Origin of the sequence: Catenovulum maritimum, assembly GCF_001050375.1 — a bacterium.
GTDB classification, from domain to species: Bacteria; Pseudomonadota; Gammaproteobacteria; order Enterobacterales; family Alteromonadaceae; genus Catenovulum; species Catenovulum maritimum.
In genome coordinates, this window is record NZ_KQ130485.1 from 59,479 (window position 1) to 81,924 (window position 22,446).

The 22,446-nt window shown below is 37.0% G+C and carries 16 protein-coding genes; 4 read left to right on the top strand and 12 right to left on the bottom strand.

The features are described 5' to 3' along the window. The 7 genes from aroB to XM47_RS05695 form a co-directional block, all read right to left on the bottom strand. Positions 1-1,068 (bottom strand): 3-dehydroquinate synthase, encoded by a 1,068-nt coding sequence (gene aroB / locus XM47_RS05665; protein ID WP_149865470.1) that lies wholly within the window; start codon positions 1,066-1,068, stop codon positions 1-3. Between the two features lie 19 nt (positions 1,069-1,087). Further along, positions 1,088-1,606, bottom strand: coding sequence for a shikimate kinase AroK (gene aroK, locus XM47_RS05670; protein ID WP_048690639.1), 519 nt, complete (start codon positions 1,604-1,606; stop codon positions 1,088-1,090). 190 nt (positions 1,607-1,796) lie between these two features. Continuing rightward, positions 1,797-3,848: a type IV pilus secretin PilQ gene (pilQ, locus tag XM47_RS05675; RefSeq protein ID WP_048690640.1), complete on the bottom strand. Its 2,052-nt coding sequence runs from the start codon at positions 3,846-3,848 to the stop codon at positions 1,797-1,799. A 1-nt stretch (position 3,849) separates the two neighbouring features. Then, on the bottom strand, positions 3,850-4,389 hold the full coding sequence (locus XM47_RS05680; RefSeq protein WP_077066490.1) for a pilus assembly protein PilP: 540 nt from the start codon (positions 4,387-4,389) through the stop codon (positions 3,850-3,852). Then, positions 4,386-4,991 carry a type IV pilus inner membrane component PilO gene (locus tag XM47_RS05685; protein WP_048690642.1) on the bottom strand — a complete coding sequence of 202 codons (606 nt, stop codon included), beginning with the start codon at positions 4,989-4,991 and terminating at the stop codon, positions 4,386-4,388. The genes XM47_RS05680 and XM47_RS05685 overlap by 4 nt, the downstream gene beginning before the upstream one ends. Beyond that, positions 4,991-5,572 (bottom strand): PilN domain-containing protein, encoded by a 582-nt coding sequence (locus tag XM47_RS05690; protein ID WP_048690644.1) that lies wholly within the window; start codon positions 5,570-5,572, stop codon positions 4,991-4,993. The genes XM47_RS05685 and XM47_RS05690 overlap by 1 nt, the downstream gene beginning before the upstream one ends. Further along, a complete protein-coding gene (locus tag XM47_RS05695) occupies positions 5,560-6,639 on the bottom strand; it encodes a pilus assembly protein PilM (protein ID WP_048690646.1) in 1,080 nt (359 codons plus the stop codon). The genes XM47_RS05690 and XM47_RS05695 overlap by 13 nt, the downstream gene beginning before the upstream one ends. A gap of 155 nt (positions 6,640-6,794) precedes the next feature. Between XM47_RS05695 and XM47_RS05700 the strand changes: the two genes are divergently transcribed. Both XM47_RS05700 and XM47_RS05705 read left to right on the top strand, forming a co-directional pair. Next, complete coding sequence (locus XM47_RS05700; RefSeq protein ID WP_048690648.1) at positions 6,795-9,224, top strand: penicillin-binding protein 1A; 2,430 nt, start codon at positions 6,795-6,797, stop codon at positions 9,222-9,224. Positions 9,225-9,362: 138 nt separating this feature from the next. Continuing rightward, complete coding sequence (locus XM47_RS05705; protein ID WP_053084518.1) at positions 9,363-10,901, top strand: alpha-galactosidase; 1,539 nt, start codon at positions 9,363-9,365, stop codon at positions 10,899-10,901. A gap of 119 nt (positions 10,902-11,020) precedes the next feature. On the opposite strand, the gene yihA is transcribed toward XM47_RS05705, so the two are convergent. Beyond that, positions 11,021-11,629 (bottom strand): ribosome biogenesis GTP-binding protein YihA/YsxC, encoded by a 609-nt coding sequence (gene yihA / locus XM47_RS05710; RefSeq protein WP_048690649.1) that lies wholly within the window; start codon positions 11,627-11,629, stop codon positions 11,021-11,023. A 161-nt stretch (positions 11,630-11,790) separates the two neighbouring features. Between yihA and XM47_RS05715 the strand changes: the two genes are divergently transcribed. Next, entirely contained in the window at positions 11,791-12,387 is a 597-nt protein-coding gene (locus XM47_RS05715) for an adenylate/guanylate cyclase domain-containing protein (RefSeq protein WP_048690651.1), read from the top strand. Positions 12,388-12,499: 112 nt separating this feature from the next. Here XM47_RS05715 and XM47_RS05720 read toward each other — a convergent pair whose 3' ends face one another. The 4 genes from XM47_RS05720 to XM47_RS05735 form a co-directional block, all read right to left on the bottom strand. Continuing rightward, entirely contained in the window at positions 12,500-14,524 is a 2,025-nt protein-coding gene (locus XM47_RS05720) for an ATP-binding protein (RefSeq protein ID WP_149865464.1), read from the bottom strand. Positions 14,525-14,599: 75 nt separating this feature from the next. Beyond that, positions 14,600-17,095: an EAL domain-containing protein gene (locus XM47_RS05725; RefSeq protein WP_048690655.1), complete on the bottom strand. Its 2,496-nt coding sequence runs from the start codon at positions 17,093-17,095 to the stop codon at positions 14,600-14,602. 48 nt (positions 17,096-17,143) lie between these two features. Beyond that, positions 17,144-19,450: an EAL domain-containing protein gene (locus XM47_RS05730; RefSeq protein ID WP_048690657.1), complete on the bottom strand. Its 2,307-nt coding sequence runs from the start codon at positions 19,448-19,450 to the stop codon at positions 17,144-17,146. A gap of 99 nt (positions 19,451-19,549) precedes the next feature. Then, on the bottom strand, positions 19,550-21,520 hold the full coding sequence (locus tag XM47_RS05735; RefSeq protein ID WP_048690659.1) for a hybrid sensor histidine kinase/response regulator: 1,971 nt from the start codon (positions 21,518-21,520) through the stop codon (positions 19,550-19,552). A gap of 192 nt (positions 21,521-21,712) precedes the next feature. Between XM47_RS05735 and XM47_RS05740 the strand changes: the two genes are divergently transcribed. Beyond that, on the top strand, positions 21,713-22,435 hold the full coding sequence (locus tag XM47_RS05740; RefSeq protein ID WP_048690660.1) for a PIG-L deacetylase family protein: 723 nt from the start codon (positions 21,713-21,715) through the stop codon (positions 22,433-22,435). Positions 22,436-22,446 lie beyond the last annotated feature (11 nt).

The following is a 22,446-nucleotide window of genomic DNA, read 5'->3' on the forward strand; positions in this document are numbered from 1 at the left end:
TTAGGATAAAACTTTTTCAAGTTCGGCTTCTGTGACATCTGACATAATTTCACAAGCGCCTATCTTAGTTGGGATAATAAAGCGCATTACATTTTCGAGCACTTTCTTATCACGTTTCATATGCTTAACAAAATCAGCCGTGGTCATAGTATCTGGTTTAGCTATTGGTAAATCATAAAGCGCTATTGTATCTCGAATCTCTTGATAGTCCGCACTTGAGATATAACCTCTAATCTCAGCTAATTTAGCAGCTAAAACCATACCAGCAGCAACAGCTTCGCCATGTAGCCAAACGCCATAACCCATTTCAGCTTCAATCGCATGGCCAAAAGTATGACCTAAATTAAGCAAGGCTCTCATCCCCTGCTCTGTCTCATCTTTTGCCACTATCTCTGCTTTAATTTCGCAGCAGCGTCTCACAATTTCAATTAGCGATTGATCGTCTAAGTTCGAAATTTTTTGATGATCTGAAATTAAACCATCCCAAAACACTTTATCGAAAATGATGCCGTATTTCAGCACTTCAGCAATACCTGCTGCAAACTCTCGTTGCGGCAAAGTTTTTAAAGTGTCGATATCAATGACAACAGCTTCAGGTTGCTTAAACGCACCTATCATGTTTTTACCCAAGGGATGATTTACCGCGGTTTTTCCACCAACTGAAGAATCAACCTGAGACAATAAAGTAGTAGGTACTTGCACAAAAGGAACACCGCGCTGATAGCAAGCAGCAACGAATCCAACTAAGTCCCCAATAACACCACCGCCTAATGCAACTAAAGTTGTACTACGACCGCAATTATGCTGAAGCAAAAAGCTATTTACTTTATCAAACGATTCTAGGGTTTTGTATTGTTCGCCATCAGGCAATTGGAAGGTTAAAACATCAAACTCAGCTAAAGATACTTCTAACTGAGCAAGATATAAAGGCGCTACAGTCTCATTAGTGACAATAACAACTTGTTTCGTTTTAATGCATGATTTAAAAAGGTCTGCCTGTTTTATTAGACCATTACCTATTGTAATTGGGTAGCTACGAGCTCCCAGATCGACATTTATTTCTGAAATACTCATAGCCAACTCTTTTTTAGAAACCTAAGCGTTCAATTATCTCTCGTGCAACTACTTTTGCACTTTGGTTATCTGTTTTTACGACAAGATCAGCAATCTCTTCATACAAAGGATTACGTGAATCAGCTAAGTTTTCTAAGATGTCTCTTGGTTCTTCACCGGTTTGTAACAATGGTCGACGTTTATCTTTAGCCGTACGAGCAACTTGCTTGTCTATGGTCGTTTCTAAATAAACAACAAAACCACGAGCCGAAAGACGGTTACGAGTTTCCTTGCTGATAATAGAACCACCACCAGTAGCAAGTACAATGCCTTGCTTTTCGGTTAGGTCAAAAATTACTTTTTCTTCTCGAACACGGAAACCAGCTTCGCCTTCCACATCAAATACCCATGCGATATCTGCGCCTGTACGACGTTCGATTTCAGAATCCGAATCAAAAAACTCCAAATGAAGCTCTTGTGCTAGTTGTCTACCAATTGTACTTTTACCAGCCCCCATTGGGCCAACGAGGAATATATTGCGTTTCTCGGTCATTTTATTTCTTACACGTTAAGGTTAACTTGCTCCGAAAGTATTCAGTTACTCCTGAAAAGAGCGGTGATTATCCCAGCTTTTCTATAGAAAAGGCAAGCTTAGGACAAGAATATGCACTAACTAGCCATTTTAATAGCTAGTACGCACATAATCTACTCATTTATTTATCTAATATTATTCTACACTGAATTTAAAGTTTTTCAGTAACGATTCTTGGAGTAACAAAAATCAATAACTCTTTCTTTTCATTGAACTCTGTTGAACTTCTAAATAGCCAACCTAGATAAGGAACATCGCCTAATATTGGCACTTTTTTCTCACTACTAACTGTTTGTTGTTGGTATATGCCACCTAAAACAATCGTTTCACCGTTATCGACTAAAACTTGGGTGCCTATCTCCTGCGTATTAATAGCAACAGCAGATCCAGTCGGGGTTGATACATTATCACCTCGAGTATCTTGCGTAATCACTAAATCTAAAATAATTTTATTATCCGGTGTGATTTGAGGTGTCACTTGTAAACTTAATACGGCTTTTTTAAAGGTTACCGCGGTTGCACCACTAGAAGATGCTTGGACGAAAGGAATTTCTGTACCTTGTTCTATATATGCTGTTTTTTGATTGGCTGTAGTAATTCTTGGGCTTGCTATGATTTCACCTTGGTTTTCAGTTTCCAAAGCGGTTAATTCTAAGTCAAGAATAGTACCGTCATTTAATTTAGCGACACTAAAGCCAATGCTGCCGGCAGGGGATGCTATTGGTAGGTTTACATTCAGTCGATCACCTAAGGAAGGAACTGTACCACCCGCAATAGTATTAGCTCCAGATAAAGAGCCGGATACGCCATTGTTGTTTTGCTGGTCACTAAAGCCCCATCGAATACCTAGCTCTTCTGATAAATTATCATTCACAGTTACGATTCTAGATTCAATCGTGACCTGTTTAACCGGAATATCTAAAATATCGATTAATTTTCTAACGTTCGCAATACTCTCTTGGGTATCTTTTATTAATAAGGTATTGGTTCTTTCATCAACAGAGATAGCGCCTCTTGAAGAAACCATGTTCGTATCTTGGCTTTTAAGCATGTCAGCAATTTGAGTCGCTTTGGCATAGTTAATTTGAATAAATTCAGAATATAGAGGTGATAGCTCAGAAACTTGTTTTTTGGATTCAAGCTCTCTTGCTTCTCGAGCAGCTATCTCATCACTTGGCGCAACTAATAAGATGCTACCATCCATTCGTTTATCTAAGCCTTTAATCTTCAATATAATATCTAATGCTTGATCCCAAGGCACACCATCTAGTCTAAGGGTTACATTACCGCTAACTGAATCACTCGTCACTAAGTTGAAGCCGTTATAATCCGCAATAATCTGCAATACAGTGCGAACCGAAATGTCTTGAAAGTTAAGCGATATTGGAGAGCCAACATATTTTTCAGACTCTAATGGATTCGATTTTGCTTTGGCTTTATTGATTTCAATTGAGAAAATATTATCAATTTGTTGGTACTGATAGCTGAAATCCTTCTGAATGTTAATTTCAACTCTGGTTTGGTTGGTGTCTTTAAAAGTTTCAACACTTTGTACAAGGGTACCGAAGTCAGTGACATCCATGTGATATAAAAGATCATCTAATATATCTGTATCATGGAAGGATATTATTAATTTTTTCTGCTTTTCAATGACATTAACTGCAGCGGTTTTGGTTTTTAAGAAGACTAAAACTCGACCAGATTTATCTACACCTTGGCGAAAGTCAATTGCTTGAATCTTATTGAGGTAAGCAGCTTGGTTTTTATTATTTTTAACAACCTCAGTAAATCCAGCATTGTCAGATATGTGAATATAAAATTTATTTCCAGTAAAACGGGTTTGATAAATTTTTAATGAATCTAATAAAATATCAATTTGAACATTATTACCAATTTGCTTAGTTTCAATTGATTCGACACCCGCTAACTCGACCGGAATCGATTTTAAATACTGCTCGAAGCTAATATTTGGGATATCAATTTGGATACGCGCAGGCTTATTTAATACCTGGACAACTGGCTCATTTCGTAAAGTTTGGTCAAATACAAACTCAATTTCGGTTTCTCCAGCCATAATTGGGTTATATCGGATCTCGTACAACATGGTATTGGCAAATGCTAATTTAGAGCCAATACCCCACAGAAAAACCAGAGCTAATAAGTATTTCCATACTGTTATTAAATTCACTGTACATCTTTTCATATTAATTATTTCCCGAACGAGGATCTGTTGCCAAGATCGTCAACTCAGCTTTCCTATAAGCCCAACAACCAGTGCCATCGGGTACCATCTCTTTTATATATATCGCATCTGTTGTGATGCGCTCAATTTTTCCATGAAATAAACCAAGGAAATCTCCAGCTTTAACTCTAAACAAACGACCATCATTGGCAACAGCTAAAGCATATAAGTTGGATTCGTTACCCAAAGTTCCCTGCATCTTAATGCTATCCAGAGGATATTGCTCTAAAGGGTGTTTGGTACGAGCATAATCAGGTTGTAAGCAATTTAAGTTTTCAACCGCTTGCTCTTGCAACAATTCTGGTTCAGGTTCAATAAATGGGCTACGTAACCCACTAACCGAATACTCAAAGCTGGCAAACTCTTCAATCGTCGGCATATCTTCAATATTAGGTTGAGTCGTTGCTTTCACCTGATCGGTAAATACTTGTAAATCAGAAATATCCTTACCACAACCCGTAATAAACAAGCATAGCATTAATATATAGATTAAGGTCTTCATTTTGCGACCACCTCTTTATACCTATATGTTTTTGCCAATAATTTTAAAATGAGTACGTCATTTCCGGTGTTGTCGATGGTAAAGTCATGTAGGGTAACAATTCTAGGTAGCGCAGCTACTCGACTTAAAAACTCGCCAAATTCATGATAACCGCCTACAACTTCAAGCCTAAGTGGTAGTTCAGTATAGAACTCTCTTTCAATTTCCGCTTCCCAGTTTATCTTGTTAAAAGATAAACCACTTGTTGTGCCCACATAAGTTATATCGTCAAGTAAACCAGGGGTTTCACTAGCCGTTGGTAACCGTTTCAGGAGCTCGGCAAAGTTTTTCTCCATTTCTTCCATTTGAGATTTATACGCGTCGGCATTTAATGCGATTTGATACTTTGTTTGGAATTGAAATTTAAGCTGGGCTTCTTGATCTGTTACATCTTGATATTTTTTTATATTGTCACTGACCATTAAGTTGTAGGCTAAAATTGCAGTGATGACAGCAACAACAACAGCAAAAAATATTTTAACAATATTGGGCCAAGCCCCCATATTATTAAAATCGAGTTCAAGTTCTTTAAGGTCAGCTAAATCAATATTTTTCCAGTCCATTATTTAGCTCCCGATTTGTCTTTTTGTGTATTCAACTGAACATCTTGAATTTGCATAGACATAGAAAACTCACTCAACAAACGAGCTGTTTTCTCATTCGCCGTAATGATTGAATTTAAGACAGGGGTCTCTAATAAGTACGATGACTCAACTTGGCGCATTAAAGATGAAACGCGATTATTGGATTCGGTTTTACCCGTTATCGCCACATTCTCAGCATTTTTTTTCAAATCAACTAAGTAAATTCCAGCAGGCACAACTTTAACTAACTCATCCATGATTTGAGCACCTAAATTTCGGTTTCTTTGCAAGTCTGCAATTAACTCCATTCGTTGCTCTAAGTCGTTTCTTTTTGCTTTTAAGTCTTTTATCTCTTTTATTTTAGAATCCAACACTGCGATTTCGGTTAATAAGTATTGATTTCTATATTCTTGGTTATCGATTAAAAGGTTATAGTAAGAATTAACTAAACTCATGATAATAAAAGCAATTAGCGCAGAAAAAGCGAGTATAGCCAAATATTCATTTTGTCGGCGTTTTTTAAGTTGCTCACGCCATGGCAGGAGGTTTATATGTGGCATTCGCTAAAGCTCCTCATAGCCAAGCCAGCAGCAACCATGTATTTAGGTTCGTGTTTCTTAACTAATTCAAGGTCTATACCTGAATCTATTTCTAAATTAGAAATAGGTTCCGCAATCGCACATGCAATGCCTAATTCGTCTTCTATTATTTGCTGTATGCCTTCAACTAAAGCAGTTCCACCAGATAAAATGATAAAGTCCAATTTCTCTTCAGTGTGGGCTGTTAAAAACATTTGAATCGCACGTCTAATTTGTTGTACAACTGCGGTTTGGAAAGGTGCTAAAACTTCAAATTGATAACCTTCGGGTAATTCTGAGTGTTGTTTGGCTAATTCGGCTTCTTCTGGCGTTTTTCCATAATAGTTTATGATATTTTTAGTATAAACATCACCGCCAAATGATTGATCTCGAGTATATAGAATTTCCCCTGATTTCATAACACTCATCAAGGTCATATTGGCGCCAATATCGACAACACCAATTAATCCATCCTGATACTCTTCTGGAACTTGCTGCTGGCATAAATCGTAAGCTCTCGATAAAGCGTAAGATTCAACATCAACCACTTTAGCTGACCAGCCCGCAATTTCTAAAGCTGCAACTCTAGATTCGACACTCTCAGTTCGAGCTGCGCTCAATAAAATATTAACTTTACTCGGATCTGCAGCATTTTCTCCCATCCGCTCGAAGTCTAAACTCACTTCTTCAATAGGGTATGGGATTAAACTATCGGCTTCGATTTCGATCTGGGAAGCTAATTCATCATCGGAGAAACTGGCATCCATAAAGATAGTTTTGGTTATGACTGTAGAGCCAGAAACAGCAACTGATACCTGTTTGTATTGCTTCGGGAATTTTTTTCGCAAACGCGATAAAACTTTACCGATAGCTTCGATATCTTGAAGATCACGCTCATTTACCGCATCCTTAGGCAATGTATCAATTGCACATTGGAGCAGTTTATAGCCGGCGTCCGTATTTTCGAGCAATACTGATTTTATAGAGTGAGAGCCTATGTCTACTCCTATCAATAATGCATTTTTTCTTCCTAACAATTCCGCTAACATAAAAAAACCGTATAATTGTTATTATTTTTTCCACATACAATATTAATGCAAAATGACAAAATGTCTTCATCATTATGCGTTATATTGTGACTCGTAACACTTACTTTGTGTTTTTAGACTAAACACAAGCCAAAAACTAAGCTTTAGGTGAATCCGTGAAAAAAACTGCCAAGTACCTCTTTTACCTTGTAATCGCTGGCTTTTTAGCTGCTTGTATAGGTATTTATTCTTTATATATATATGTAAAAGATGATTTACCATCGGTAGAAGTTCTTAAAGATGTTGAATTTCAAACACCAATGAAGGTCTATTCTGCTGACGGCAAACTTATCTCTCAATTCGGCGAAAAAAGAAGAATTCCGCTGTCATATGAAGAAATACCACAAGATCTAATCAACGCTCTACTCGCAACTGAAGATTCCCGTTTTTACCAACATAATGGCGTTGATTTTATCGGCATATTGCGAGCAGCCTTTACAGTATTGACCACAGGGCAAAAAAAGCAAGGTGCAAGTACATTAACTATGCAAGTAGCTCGAGGTTTCTTCTTAACTCGTGACAAAACCTACATAAGAAAAATAAAAGAAGTATTTATTGCACTGCATATTGAGAGAGAGTTGACCAAAAATGAAATTTTAACTCTTTATATCAATAAAATGGAACTTGGTAACCGTGCATTTGGCTTTGGCGCAGCCGCAAAAGTTTATTATGGCAAATCAATTGAAGAACTAGATATAACCCAAATAGCCATGCTCACTGGATTATTAAAAGCGCCTACAGCCTATAATCCATTAAGAAACAAAGAGCGAGCCATGTTTAGACGTAACACTGTGCTATGGCGTCTTAAAGAAACAAATTACATTACAGAAGAAATCTACCAAACAGCAATTCAGCAACCTCTAACAGCCAAGTTTCATGGTGCTCAAATCGAATTTGATGCACCTTATATAGCTGAAATGGTTCGCCAAGAAATGATCGATTTATACGGCGACAAAGCTTATACCCAAGGCTTACAAGTTTATACCAGCATTACGGCAGACAATCAGAATGCTGCAATTAAAGCTGTGAGACAAAATCTACATAACTATGATGAACGCCACGGCTTAAGAGAAAACACAAACTTTTTATGGCAGGAAGAGGAAGAAGTACCAACGCAACAAGCGCTAATCGAAAAATTACAATCATACAAAGACTTTGGTTTGCTAGAAAATGTAGTCGTCACCCAAATAGATGAAGAAAATAAACATTTCATTTTCCTGCGCAAAAGTGGCGACTTAGGCATAGTCAAATGGGAAAATATGGAATGGGCTAAGCCTTTTATAGATGACGATAAAACAGGCCCAGCTCCAACCACAGTTAGCGAAGTAGTCAATTTAGGTCAAGTCGTTAGCATAAGAGCAACCGATTCAGGTTGGCGTCTTGCTCAATTTCCAGCGGCCAGTGCAGCTTTTATAGCCATAAACCCAACCACAGGTGAAATTCAAGCTCTTGTAGGCGGTTATGACTTTAGGCAAAGTGAATTTAATAGAGTTACTCAAGCTGTAAGGCAAGTAGGTTCAAATATAAAACCTTTCCTCTACTCTGCGGCTTTAGAACATGGCTTTACCCTAGCAAGTATCATTAATGACGCTCCAATCAACCAATGGGATAGAAGTCAGGGTACAGCTTGGCGTCCTAAGAATTCGCCAGCTATATATGACGGACCAATCAGAATGAAAGTTGCGTTGGCAAAATCTAAAAACGTTGTGTCGGTCAGATTATTAAGAGCGATAGGTGTCAATAATGTAATCGACCATTTAAGCCAATTTGGTTTCGAACGGGATCAATTAAAACCAAATGAATCTTTGGCATTAGGATCAGCGTCATTTACACCTTTACAACTCGCTTCTGCATTTACCGCTTTCGCTAATAAAGGTATTACAACCCAGCCTTATTTAATCTCAAAAATCTTAGATTCTGACGATCATATACTATTTGAAACAGCACCGACTTTAACTTGTGAGCCTGATTGTGAACTAGCGAATAGTCAAGTTGATGAAGATAATAGAGCGGTTTCAGAACAAAATGCATTTTTAATTGCCGACGCTATGAAGAGTACGATTTGGGGTGGTGGCAGCTGGGCTAATAATACAGGTTGGAACGGTACAGGGTGGCGAGCACAATCACTTAAACGTAGAGACTTAGGCGGTAAAACAGGTACAACTAATGAAGCCAAAGACACTTGGTTTACTGGCTATGGTCCTAATGTTATTGCAACTAGTTGGGTTGGTTTTGATGATAATAACCGTTCACTCGGTAAAGAATCTGGCGCGACCGCTGCATTGCCAGCATGGATAACTTACATGCAAACCGCCCTTGCCAATTCACCTAAAAACTACACGCCGATACCTGAAAATATAATCACAGCTAGAATAGATCAAGAAACAGGCAAACTAACCCACAAAACTAATTATACGGCTGACTTTGAATATTTTATTAAAGGAACAGAGCCAACTCAGTATATAGAGTCTGCACCTAAAGTGGATATTTTAACCGCAGAGCATGCTGGAGAGGTCGTAGAAGTAGAGCAAGAGGAAATATTCTAAGTTGTAATAACTTTACAAAAACTAGCAAAAGTTAAGAATGTGAAGCGACTAAGTTAACGTAATATAAACCCTGACATTCCTGTATTTATAAATGACGCATTGATAAATACACACTAGAAATTAATGGCAAGGTTTATTATGAAACTAAGTTTAATCGCACGCAGTGCAATTGTGACTAGTGCAATTGCACTTGCAGCATGCTCAGCAACTAGCATGACTGAATCTAAAGATTCTTCGCTTCTTAATAAGGTAGCAGAGAAGCCTCCTATGGGTTGGAATAGCTTTGATGCTTATGACAGCGCAATAACCGAAGAAGAATACAGAAAAACCGTCGACTTTATGGCAGAAAACCTTAAAGAACATGGTTGGGAATATGCTGTAATCGATTATGTTTGGTGGAATAAAGATCCAGGCGGTTGGAACACCAAAGAAAAACATGTACGTCGCTACGGTCATCCTAATATTCGTTTAAATCAAGATGGTTCAATGAAATATCCTGAGTTTGTAACTATGGATGAATATGGCCGTTTACTCCCAGCTCCAGAACGTTTTCCATCGTCTGCGGGCGGTAAAGGCTTCAAACCTTTAGCTGATTATGTTCATTCAAAAGGTTTAAAATTTGGTATTCACATTATGCGCGGTATTCACCGCCATGCTTACTACGAAAACAAACCCGTTTTAGGCACCAATTTAACCGCTAAAGATATCGTAAAATACGAAGATAACGCGGCTTGGATGAACAATATGTTCGGTGTTGATATACGCAACGAAGGCTCACAAGAATATTACGATTCAATCTTTAAGCTTTACGCTGAATGGGGTGTAGATTACATCAAAGCTGATGACATGATGGGCAACTGTGGTACACCTTTCTTTGGCTATTCTGCAGGAGAAATCGAAATGATGCGCAAAGCAATCGACAATTCAGGTCGACCTATGGTGTTAAGTATGTCTTGCGGAGAAGCGCCCATAGCACATGCAAATCATTTAGCGAAAAATGTAAATATGTGGCGTATTTCAGCTGATTTCTGGGATAAGTGGAAAGACTTAAGCCGTAGCTTCCAATTGCTAGATAAATGGTCTCCTTTTATAGGTGAAAATACTTGGCCTGATGCAGACATGATCCCATTTGGACACATATCTCTGGATGGTCGTCCACACGGTCCAGATCGCATGTCTAAGTTCACTATACCGGAACATTACACATTAATGACTTTATTCAGCATGGGCCGCTCACCATTAATGATAGGTGCCGACTTATTATCTACCCCTATGGAAACAATTGATACTTTCTTCAAAAATGATGAAGTTTTATATGTAAATCAGAACAGTACCAATAATCGTCAAGTTATCCGTATTGATAAAGAATTTTCAGATAAAGTAGATGATTACCATGCGGTATGGATAGCTGAAGATCCAGCTAACGGCGATTACTTCGTGGCGCTATTCAACCTGTCTGATAAAGCTAAGGCTGTTACTTTTGAGTTTGACATGGAAGACATACGCGGTTCATACAAGGTTCGTGATTTATGGCAAGGCAAAGATATAGGTGAAGCGACGATTAAATTCACTCGTGAATTACCACCGCACGGAGCAGGCTTGTATCGCTTTAGTCGTATCCCGGGCTCATCTGAAGCTTGGATACCTCCAACACGAGAAAAAAACCAAACACAATAATTTTAAGTAGTTAACTTCCCCCCTAAAACGAATAAAGCCGCATCTGCGGCTTTATTTTTAATCTATCTCTGGCGCAGCTAACTTAATAAATATGCGCTTTCAGAACTAAAAAATTCGACTTAGCTTTCTAGTGCAGCTTTGTCATACCATTGATCTAATTTATTTCTTAATAGATCGACTCCAACACCTGAAGTAGATGAAAATGCTTCAACCTGGACATCGCCACCAAAAGCTTTACTTGCTTCTCTGATTTTAAGTACAGTCGATTTTCGCGCACCTTGCTTTAATTTATCAGCCTTAGTGAGTAATACCATAACAGGCAAATCACTATCGACCGCCCAATAAATTAAATCTTGGTCTAAATCTTTCATTGGATGTCGAATATCCATTAATACAACCAAGCCACGTAAACATTCACGTTTTTGTAAATATTCACCTAAAGCTTTTTGCCACTTCAGCTTCATATCCATTGGAACTTTAGCAAAACCATAGCCGGGTAAATCAATCAATCGTCGATCTTGAGCAAACTCAAACACATTAATTAGCTGAGTACGCCCTGGCGTTTTACTGGTTCGAGCTAAACTCTTCTGCTGAGTTAGCCGGTTTAATGCACTCGATTTCCCCGCATTTGAGCGCCCAGCAAAAGCGACTTCATATCCGGTGTCGGCTGGCATTTTAGATATATTCGGGGCGCTAGTAGTAAATACAGCTTGTTTATAATCAATCACAGTTCGCTCCTACAAATTTGCAGCTAAGTCTAACCATTTTTAACGCTATTACCAGCAAAGACTATATTTATATCCCAATCTTATTCACAGTACAGAGCTCAATATGCTACATTTTACATAACGAGAATAAAATTCATCTTTGTAATAGATACGGAATTTACATGCCTAATTTTACCAACTTCTTATCAGACTATTTCGCTGCAGAAAATAAAACGAAGCAGCTTGCAATAGAGGACCAACTTTGGGCCGAATATGGAACCCAAGGCGCTGTAATGATAATGGATATGTCAGGCTTTTCCCTAGTAACTCAAAGATACGGCATAGTTTACTATTTATCTATGATCCATAGAATGCAGCAAATAACCAAGCCGACAATTGAAAAATATAATGGTCAGGTTGTTAAGTTTGTTGCTGATAATGTCTTCGCTAGATTTCCAACAACTGCTGAAGCAATTGAATCGGCAATCGAAATTAACCACTTGCTCAATTTAGAAAACGCAAAAACACCCGACTTATGGGATATCCAAGTTTCTGCAGGTATAGATTTTGGTAAATTTTTATTAACCAATTCTAATGATTACTTTGGCGATGTAGTCAATAAAGCCAGTAAACTAGGTGAAGATATAGCCCGCGGTGGTGAAATTCTAGTTACAGCGAGCGCAATGGATACCGTAAAAAATAGAGAGAAATTTCAAACCGAGGCATTAGAGTTTAATATTTCAGGCATAAAACTAGACACATACTCTATCTCTTACTAAACCTTGGCAATTATTTAAGTTAAAGCTTAACAAAGACCAGTTCAAATAAACTATGGTTAAATAAAGTAATTGACCAATAGAGAGATAAAAAGCTGCTTTAACGACAGTTTAATTAGCTTGAGATGACACTTTGCAGTTCATTTATTAGATTATTATAGAGTGGCTCTCGTTGTTCTATACCCTGCGCTCTTAAATGCGTTTCTAGTTCAGCGGCTTCATTAGTCAGTTTAGTAAAACCAAAGTTTCCAGCAGAACCTTTAATACTATGCGAAATTTTTGTGATTAACGCCCAATTATTTGACTGATAAGCATGTTTTAGCATTTCTAACTGGCATGGCAAGCCAGACCTATAATCTGCCACTAATGTTTTGAATTCATCACTATCAATTGAAAATAAAGGCTCATCATCGTTTTCAACGTTCGGTAAAAATTTAGATAACACTCGACTGAATTCTTCTGCATCTATTGGTTTAGTTAAATGATCATTAAAGCCATTGTCTAAATAATTCGTGATATCTTGTTTCATTGCATTCGCGGTTAGCGCGATAATAGGTGTATCAGCATCATTTAATCGTATCATTTCAACTGCTTGTAGCCCATCCATTACAGGCATTTGAATGTCCATTAAAATCAGATCGAAGTCGTACAGCAAAGCTTTTTCCACTGCTTGCTCACCATTACAAACAAGGCTGGCGGTCAGCCCAAGCAACTCTAGCTTATGCGCAATTAACTTTCGATTATCATCATGATCATCTGCAACCAAAACATTGCCAGAAAGTTTAGAATTATTATTAGTATTAATCACAGATTTTGTCTCTATTTTTGGTAATTCGTTGACCCATTCATCATTAAATTTAGCGGTTGATGCTTTCACTGAAAAGTAAAAACATGCACCTTTTCCAACTTCACTAGAAACTTGAATATCGCCGCCTAAGCTATTAATAATTTGCTTGGAAATATATAAACCTAGTCCAGTTCCGCCATATTTTCTAGAATGCGAATTGTCAGCCTGAGTAAAAGCGTTAAATAAATTACATAATGCAGATTCACTGATACCAATTCCTGTATCTCGAATTTCAAACCTTAAAGATTCACTTTGTTTGTCGTATCCAAGCTTAACTTCAACATAACCGGAATGAGTAAATTTGATCGCGTTATTGGTTAAATTTAACAAAACTTGATTTAACTTAGTCGCATCAACGTCAACAAACCTAGGCATGGGAAATTGATAGCAAATAAAAAAATCTAAACCTTTGCTGCGAGCTAAGTTTACTTGATTACTTTCCAAAACTGACATGAAATCAAAAATTGGCGTTTTAATATTCTCAATTTCAATTTTTCCCGCTTCTATTTTAGATAAATCTAAAATATCGCTAACTATATGAAGTAAATGCTGGCTATTAGCTTTAATAGTTGAAACCGCTTTTTCTTTTTCCGCTTCACTGTCGTAATCAAAATAAGTGTCTGCATAGCCAAGTATGGATGTAAGCGGTGTTCTAATTTCATGGCTCATATTCGCTAAAAACTGACTTTTAAATTGGTTTGATTTAGCTTCCTTTTCGAGCAGAATCTGTTTTTGCCTACTCGTGTGAGCTAACTCCTGTTCATACTGAAAAAGCTTACGATTAACCTTTTCTAATACTATGCTTGCTAAATATGAAATAACGGCCCAAATGCCAATTAACACCACGACACTAATATCATCAGGTAAAACTTGCTGTTTGAACTGAAGTAAAATCAATGGACAAGCAAAGGCGATAATACCCGCATAAAGTTGAACTCTAGCGCCAACCTGAGCGATAACTATACCAATTAAAAACATCAATACACTAGGCACAGTAAAAAGCTGGTTTTGAGTTAGAATAGAATTCATATAGGTGACAAAAACACTGCCAACTAAGGTATAAATAACGAGCGAATTTCGTATACTCAGAATAGGCCGAGAAGAAAAAGTAGCCCAAGTAATCAAAGCCCATATTGATAGGTAAGTTAATCTAGGGGCTGCTACATTGACAAAATATTCGTAAGATTTTAAATACGCAAGGAACAAAAACAAAAGAGGAATTATGCCGCCTATAGCATACACATAAGCGACGATAGGCCTAGCTCGCTGCTCTATGTGGGCTAAATATTTCACCTCGACTTCATCATCAAAATGATAAATTTTAAAAAATTTGGCTATAGACCTCACGAGCTAAATTAATTCCCTTACTTAGTTTAACATTTGTTCATGTTTATCAATCCAATGCATATAGTCGCTAATGGACATGGGCTTAGCTAAATAAAAACCTTGGGCTAAATCACAATTTGACTGTTTAAAAAATTCTAGGCTTTCTTTATCTTCTATGCCTTCAGCTAAAACCGTTGCACCTAAGCTCTTGCTTAATGACAGTATATTGCTAATTACTTTATGATTGAACTCATTATTGGCAATATCTCTAGTGAACTCACCATCAATTTTAATTTCATCTATCGGTAATACACTCAAATAAGAAATAGAAGATAAGCCAGAGCCAAAATCATCAATACCTAGCTTGACCCCTAGCTTACTCAATTTTTCAAATGCCAAGTGAATATATCCTCTGGATTGGTTTAGCTCACTTTCTTGAAGTTCTAACATTAATTGGTTCGGCTTCATGTCTGCTTGTTTTAATATTTCAGCTACATTTTCAACAAAGTTTTCAGACACAGCATCCGCACTTAAAATGTTCACTGAAATGTGATGGTCTTGAATTTTATCCAACACAAGTGAGTTTAGTTCAAGTGCTTCTCTTATTACCCATAAAGTTAACTCATTCATAATGCCACATTCTTTTGCAAGTGGCACAAACTCTAATGGTGAAATCACCCCATACTTAGGATGAAACCACCTTAATAAAACTTCCGCACCAACTATGGATTGACTTGAAATAGAAACTTTAGGTAATAGAAACAACGACAACTCACTTCCATTTTTAATACCATTTTTTAAATCACTCATTAACTCTAGTCGATGTCGAGCAGCATGTACCTTGTCTTCTGCAAATAACACCATAGTTAAATTTTTTCGTTGCGCTTCAGCAACAGCAAAATGAGTGTTCTCAATTAATTGGACTATATCTTGACTATGATGAGGATAAATACTCGCACCAATATAAGCTCTAACACTCATGACCACACTTTTATATTCGATGGGCTGTAACACAATCTCACTTATGTCGTTTGCTATCTGAGCTAAATTTTCATGGCCACCTCTAAAAGCCATTACCATAATGCCATGATCTAACTGCCCCAACTTTTGAGGTTCAAGTGTTTGCATCTCAAAAGTAACTGCTCTCCGTCTTTGCTTTGCCCATTCATTTAACCGTTCAACAAGAATACACAAAACTTCGTTGGATATCTTGAGCCCAAGTGACATTCTAATTTTATCTAAGCCATCCAGCTTAATTTGAACTAAGGTAAAGCCAACTCGTGATTTAAAGTTTTCTAGCCCTATTTGAACTAAATTACGGTTAGGCAAGTGAGTCATAGGGTCATGCGTAGCAAGGTGTACTTTTTGCAATTCAGATTCACGTAGCTTATCCGCAAGCGCCAGCGACATTAGAAAAGCTTCAACTAGAATAGTTATTTCAATAATATTTTGCGTAAAACTAGTCGTTTGAATCACCTGCCATGCAGCCAGCTGAACAAGCAAAGCGCTGAATATCAAAGGTACCCAAGAGATAACATAAAACCTCGCGGTTTTAACTCCGTTATACCATGAGTAGCAGGCAGTAATAATACAAGCTGCACCACAAATAATAATGGAACTCATCAATAACGCAGTTGAAATATGAAGTGGCAAAGTAACAGATAACAGAGCAAATAGCCCAACTAGCCAACACAGCAAGTTCAAAAATTTATCCAGCTTATAAGTATTTTTTGATGTATCTAAAAAATGAATACAGAAGAGTAAAGAGAAGAGTATATCCAGTAATAAGAAAGGCAGCATAATTAAGCTAACCGCTAAGTGATTAGGTACATCGAAATAAATCGAAAATCCATACAGAACGGAGCGCCAAATGATCAAACAGAAAATATAAAATGCATACCAAACATAGGCTAAGCGGCGCACTGCAAAGAAAATAATCAAATTGTATAAAGCTAAAGCGACTAACACGCCAAAGAAAAGCCCTAGCTTAATAAACTCGATATTTTTTTCTGAGTAAAAATAATTTGGCTCGGCAATGATAGGCAAAAAGCTTATCGAGGCATTGACCATTCGGAACATTAGGATGTAACGAGTCTTTGGTCTAATCTCAATTTCAAATAGCGGGCTATTATGCAGTTCAGGAATAGCTGGTATTAAGCTATAGTTTTTTAGGTTATCTTTTTCAAATAGATATAAATCTAGCTGTTCAGGTTTAGCTCTTTGTAACTCTAAAATAATTTGCTTTGAATTAAACGTCGTATTTTCTAATTCCAATCCATACCAAATGATACTAGGCTTTAAACCAGGGTTGACATAGTCGGATTGATTAACTGGGTATGTGAGTATGCTTGCCGCAGCTTCTTCAGGCAAATATCCGCCTTCAAAGTCTTGAATATAGTGGGTATGGCTACCAACTAAGTGCTCTGTAAATTGAGCATCCAGCTTGATAGCCTGAGCAATAATAGGAAAACAATATAAACAGAATAAGGTAAGCTTAACTAATTCCCTAAAGTTAATATTTAAAAGCTTTGTTGTCACAAATTCATCACCTGAATTTTTTAGTGCATTTTAAAAGGTAAGAAGCCATTAATCATAAGTCGTTTTAAATTGCTCAATAATATGTGAAAAATCATCCTCAATTTCACGCCCAGCATCACCGAGTTTCATAACCCTTTCAACGCCTTTTTCTATCATATCAATTAAATAGTTCTCTTGCTCTTCTGATAAGTCTAAAACGTGTAAAGAAGATCTCACATCTAAAATGAGCATATCAATTACATCATGGGTTTCTTTTTCAAATTGATCAAATTTACCACGCAGCGACATAAGAACTTGATCTATATTAATAACAAGCTCGCTTGTCGAGTCATCTTTCAGCAATTCAGACCACTTACTTTCCAAACCTTCTATCAAAGCGGCAATTAAATCATTATACCTTCCGTATGTAACCTCATCTTCCACAGGCATATTTTTGATAAGCATAGAAACATGCTTATCATTTACCATGGTACGACTCTTAAAGTGATATAAACGTCCACTATCACTTAACATTTCGAATAAATTTTCTTCCATTGGGCTACATTGCTGATTAGGCGAGCGGAAGCTATATTTTTTTGTAGCTGTCCTTAATTGGATGCAAGCAGATAATTGTAAATCAGCCATCAACTGATAAAACAATGTCACTAATTGACTTTGGTTTCGACATTGAAATGAATCTTTAAAAAACCTAAGTATAGAGCCATATTGAGACGCTTCAGTCATAGACTGAAAAGCCATATCCCGCGCCATAGCTTCTTGCTCAAACAGGTTCTCTTTGCTTTCTTGAAACTTTCTTAAATTTCTTAACTTAGCTAACAACTCACCAACAGAGATAGGTTTAGCAATAAAATCATCCCCACCAGCAGAAAATGCTTTCAACCTTTGCTCTTTATTATCAGCCCCTGAAATAAAAATCACAGATAAATCTTTAACGTCTGTTTCTCTTATTTGCTGACACACTTTATAACCATTTATGCTTGGCATATTAACGTCAAGCAATACTATGTCTGGTTTAATCTGTGGAAATTGCTCTAAAAACTGTTGGGCATTGGTGTAAGGTTTAAAGTTAAACTCTTCACTCAATAAATCAGATAGCAATTCAATAAAGTCGATATCATCGTCTACAGCAGCAATGACAAATTCATTATCTAAAACTTGTTCTTCCCCAAAATAGCTTGGGTTTACTTTAATCCATTTTGCAAACTCTTCTGCTGACATAGGCTTTGCATAGTAAAACCCCTGCCCTTGATCACAACCGACACTTTTTAAATAATCAATTGCGGCTTGGTTTTCAATCCCTTCAGCGATGACCAGAATCCCTAGCTTATGCGCCATTTCAATCGTAGATTCTATAATCGTTCTAGCTTGTAATTTAGTCTCAAAGTTAGAGACAAAAGATCTATCTATCTTGAGCTCATTGAAAGGTATATTTTGCAATTGTTGGACGGAAGAATAGCCGGTACCAAAATCATCGATAGATAAACCAAAACCTTTCATCCTTATTCTGGTTAAAATTTCCATAGAGGAAGCGATATCATCGACTAACGCACTTTCAGTAAGCTCTACAACTATCTGTTGCGGTAACAAACCATATTGTTCAGCCAAAGTGCTTAAATAATCGGGAAAGTCTAACTCGTGCAAGGATTTAGCTGAAAAATTAAAAGAGGCCTGAATCCGTATACCTTTACGATTCCATTCTGCCATTTGGGGCAAAACTTGCTCGACAACACTCTTAGTTAAAGCTTCAATTAAATCATTTTCTTCAGCAAGCGGTATAAATATCGAAGGTGGTATAAATTGACCATCATCTAAAATCCATCTTGCTAAAGCTTCAACACCAAGCAAGCGTTTAGAGTTAAGATCAAACCTAGGCTGAAAATAAACTTTGATTTCATCATTTTCAATTGCGGCAGTTAATGCAGGTAACAAATCGCTATCACTATCGTCTTCAACATCCAACTGTGATACATTTTTACTTAAACTAGTCGCTTGTCCACTGTCACGTAATAAGTTAAGTAACGACTCCAGTGGAAATGGCTTACTTAAAGGCTGGGTCATGCTTAATCCATAGTTTTCACCTAGCTGATGTGCTGAAGTTAAAACAGCCTGTTCGCAACCAGAAGCAATGCTCACCTTGCCTTGATACTCTTTGTTTTTCAAATACCTTAAAAGCTGAATTCCATCCGCTCCAGGTACAGTTAAATCAAGCAAAATATGCTCGAACTGATGAGCATCATATTCTTGGATCTTATTCCCATTATCTAGGGCAACCACTGAAACACCGACGAGCTCAGCTGCGTCTGTGACAAATTCACAAAACAACTCATCATCATCAATTAATAATACCTGCCGCATTACATTTAATCCTTATGCTATGCACAATTAAACGCTCAATAGCGCTAATTCTGATTGTCTTAGTAAACCATACAGCTAAAACTGGCTTATTGAAAAGTACTAGAGCAAAACATTTTGCATTTGTGTCAATAACTCTTTCTTTTTAAATGGCTTAGTTATAACTGGAATATTCTTTAACAAAGGTCGATTATCTAGTCGACTATCAGTAAAGCCGCTCATAAAAATAACGGCTGAATTTGATTTTTCGGTTAATAAGGCCTCGATAAAGTCTGCACCGTCAATCTCTCCGGGGATAACAAGATCAGACAAAATCAGATCAAACTCTGACACTAAAGCGATATCTAGCCCTTCTTTACCAGACGCTGCTGTGGAAACATCCAAACCATACATGGTCAAAAACTCTTTTAACAAATGAAGAATAGGTAACTCATCATCAACCACCAAAACTTTCTTCCCTTTCAGGGCCTGATATGAAGCTGGCGCTTTAGGTTTAACTAGCTTAGTTTCAGCTGGCGATGCTAGGTTGTTTTCTATAATCGGAAATAAAATGGAAAAGCTAGTACCTTTTCCAACTTCAGACTCTACCTGCATGAATCCTTGATTATTTCTGACAAAGTTATAAGCCATACTCAACCCAAGTCCTGTACCTTTTGATTTATCTTTAGTAGTAAAGAAAGGTTCAAAAACTCGTTGTTTTACTTCTTCTGCCATGCCCGCGCCATTGTCTGTCACTTTCAAACAAGCATAACTGCCTTTAGGGATTTCTGTATTGTTTGAATCTTGATGGGTAACATTAAAACAAGATACGTCTAGCTCGCCCCCATCAGGCATAGCGTCGCTAGCATTGATACATAGATTAATTAAGGTATCGACAAAATGACTTGGGTCTATGTTAACCCAGTGTAATTTGGGCTCTAGATTAAAGCTTAAATTAACCGATTTATGTACAGATTCTGATAATAAATCTTGGATATCTTGGACGATCAAAGTCAAATTACAAGGCTCTGCATCCTGTTTATCTAAACGAGATAACCTAGATAACCTTGTTGTCAGTTGTTTTCCTCGCTCAATTCCTTTTAGCCCAGCATTAACTCGTTTTAATATACTAGGGTTTTCGGCTTGCTGAATTTGTAATATCTCTAGATGCCCAGACACAATATTTAATATATTATTAAAGTCATGTGCGATTCCGCCCGCCATATGTCCTAAAGCATCTAGTTTTGAGGTTCGTTTTAACAAAGATTCAGCTAATTCGGCTTGGGTCATATCATGAATTAAAGCAATAAATGCAATTTCATCATCAGCCGCCTGTATTGAGTCTTCAACAGCGCTGATAGAAAGGCGCATAGTAAATTTATCGCCATTTTTTTTAACTGCACTCAATTCTCTTTCTTGGTTAATTAAATTAGACTGGCCTGTCATTAAATATTTTTGGATATAATCCGCATGTTTATGGGCTAACTCAGACGGCATTAAAACGTCTATAGGTTTACCTAATAACTCTTCTTTAGAATACTGAAAACAGACTTCTGCGGCTTTATTAACAAACAGGATTTTGCCGTGTATGTTAGAGCCAATAATAGGCTCTCTAATATTCTCAATAACATTCACTAATAGCTTATTATCTTGTAAAGTCGATTTAACGCCTGCTTTGGCTGGAGTTAAATCTAACTTATCTTTTCGACTGAGATAGCCGGCTAGATATTTATTGCCATTTAAGACGATTACTTTAGCTTGATTAACAATTTCAACTGGCTGTTCTGTGGCATTGATGTAATAGCTAATTTCGAAGCCTTCTCCCTGAATCCCGGCTCGATACGCATTAATCACTCTTGATTTATCAGTAACATCAATTTTAGATAACTCTAAAGTTAAACTCGGATTGTGATCTTTAGCGGAGTAACCAAAAAGCGTAAATACTTCATCTGTCCAAAATAAAAATTCAGAAGATAAATCGCGCCACCAGAAAGCACAATTTTCAGGCTTTATATTATGTTCAAAAAAACTGGCCAATAATTGGTTAGTTAATACAGAATAATCTTGATTATTCTCAACACTTTGAGACTGCAACTAAGTATTTCCTTTTGCTTAAAGTTAATTTCGATAAACGCTTAATTAGTATAGCCAAACATTACAAACTGTCATTTTGTTCTAAACTAAATATTACAATTAGCTGAAAATGAGGTTCAATTGAAACTCAATCTACTGATATTCATTGCTTTATTTTTTTCGCTTAGCCATGTTGAAAGCAGTGCAAACATAATGAAATTAGATAAACCAATCCTAGTCGCGTTAGCTCATCCAGATGATGAAACTTGGCTATCGGGTACGCTTTCTTTTCTATCCCGAGAAAATAGCAATATATATGTTTTATATGCTACCTCAGGCGGTGCCGGAAAAGACAGAAGCGGTTTAGGCCGACATAAAGAATATCTGGCTTTTGCTAGAGAACAAGAAACCATAAAAGCCCTAAAACAGTTAGGGGTACACCAAGCACCTATCTATTTAAAATTAGACGATAAAAATTTAGAGCTGTTTGCCAAAGATTTTAAAATAAAACTATCAGCCATAATAGAAGAATATCAAATAGAAAATATAATTAGCTTTGATCCTTATGGCATTACCCAGCACAAAGATCATATTTTCATAGGCCAGCAAGCAAAACAAGTTTGGCAAAGCGAAAAGTTCAAATATAAAGCGATAGATTTTTATCAAGTCGTCATTTCTGATACTAGGGCGTCATCTGCTAATAACTTAGCGAAGAAAAGAGAACATCCTTTTAGAATCAAGCATGCAACAAACTCTAATAAAATAAATACTCGGGTGAATGTAGCCGATCAACAAATCAATAGAGTATTGGCTTTTGCTTCATATCGAACTCAGTTTCCACCAAGTTTAATGGCACTATGGCAGGAATTTACTGAGTTTGATCAATATGAAGAATTTATCAAACTCAGTAACAATTTACGCAAGCTAAATAGGTAAGTACACTTTAC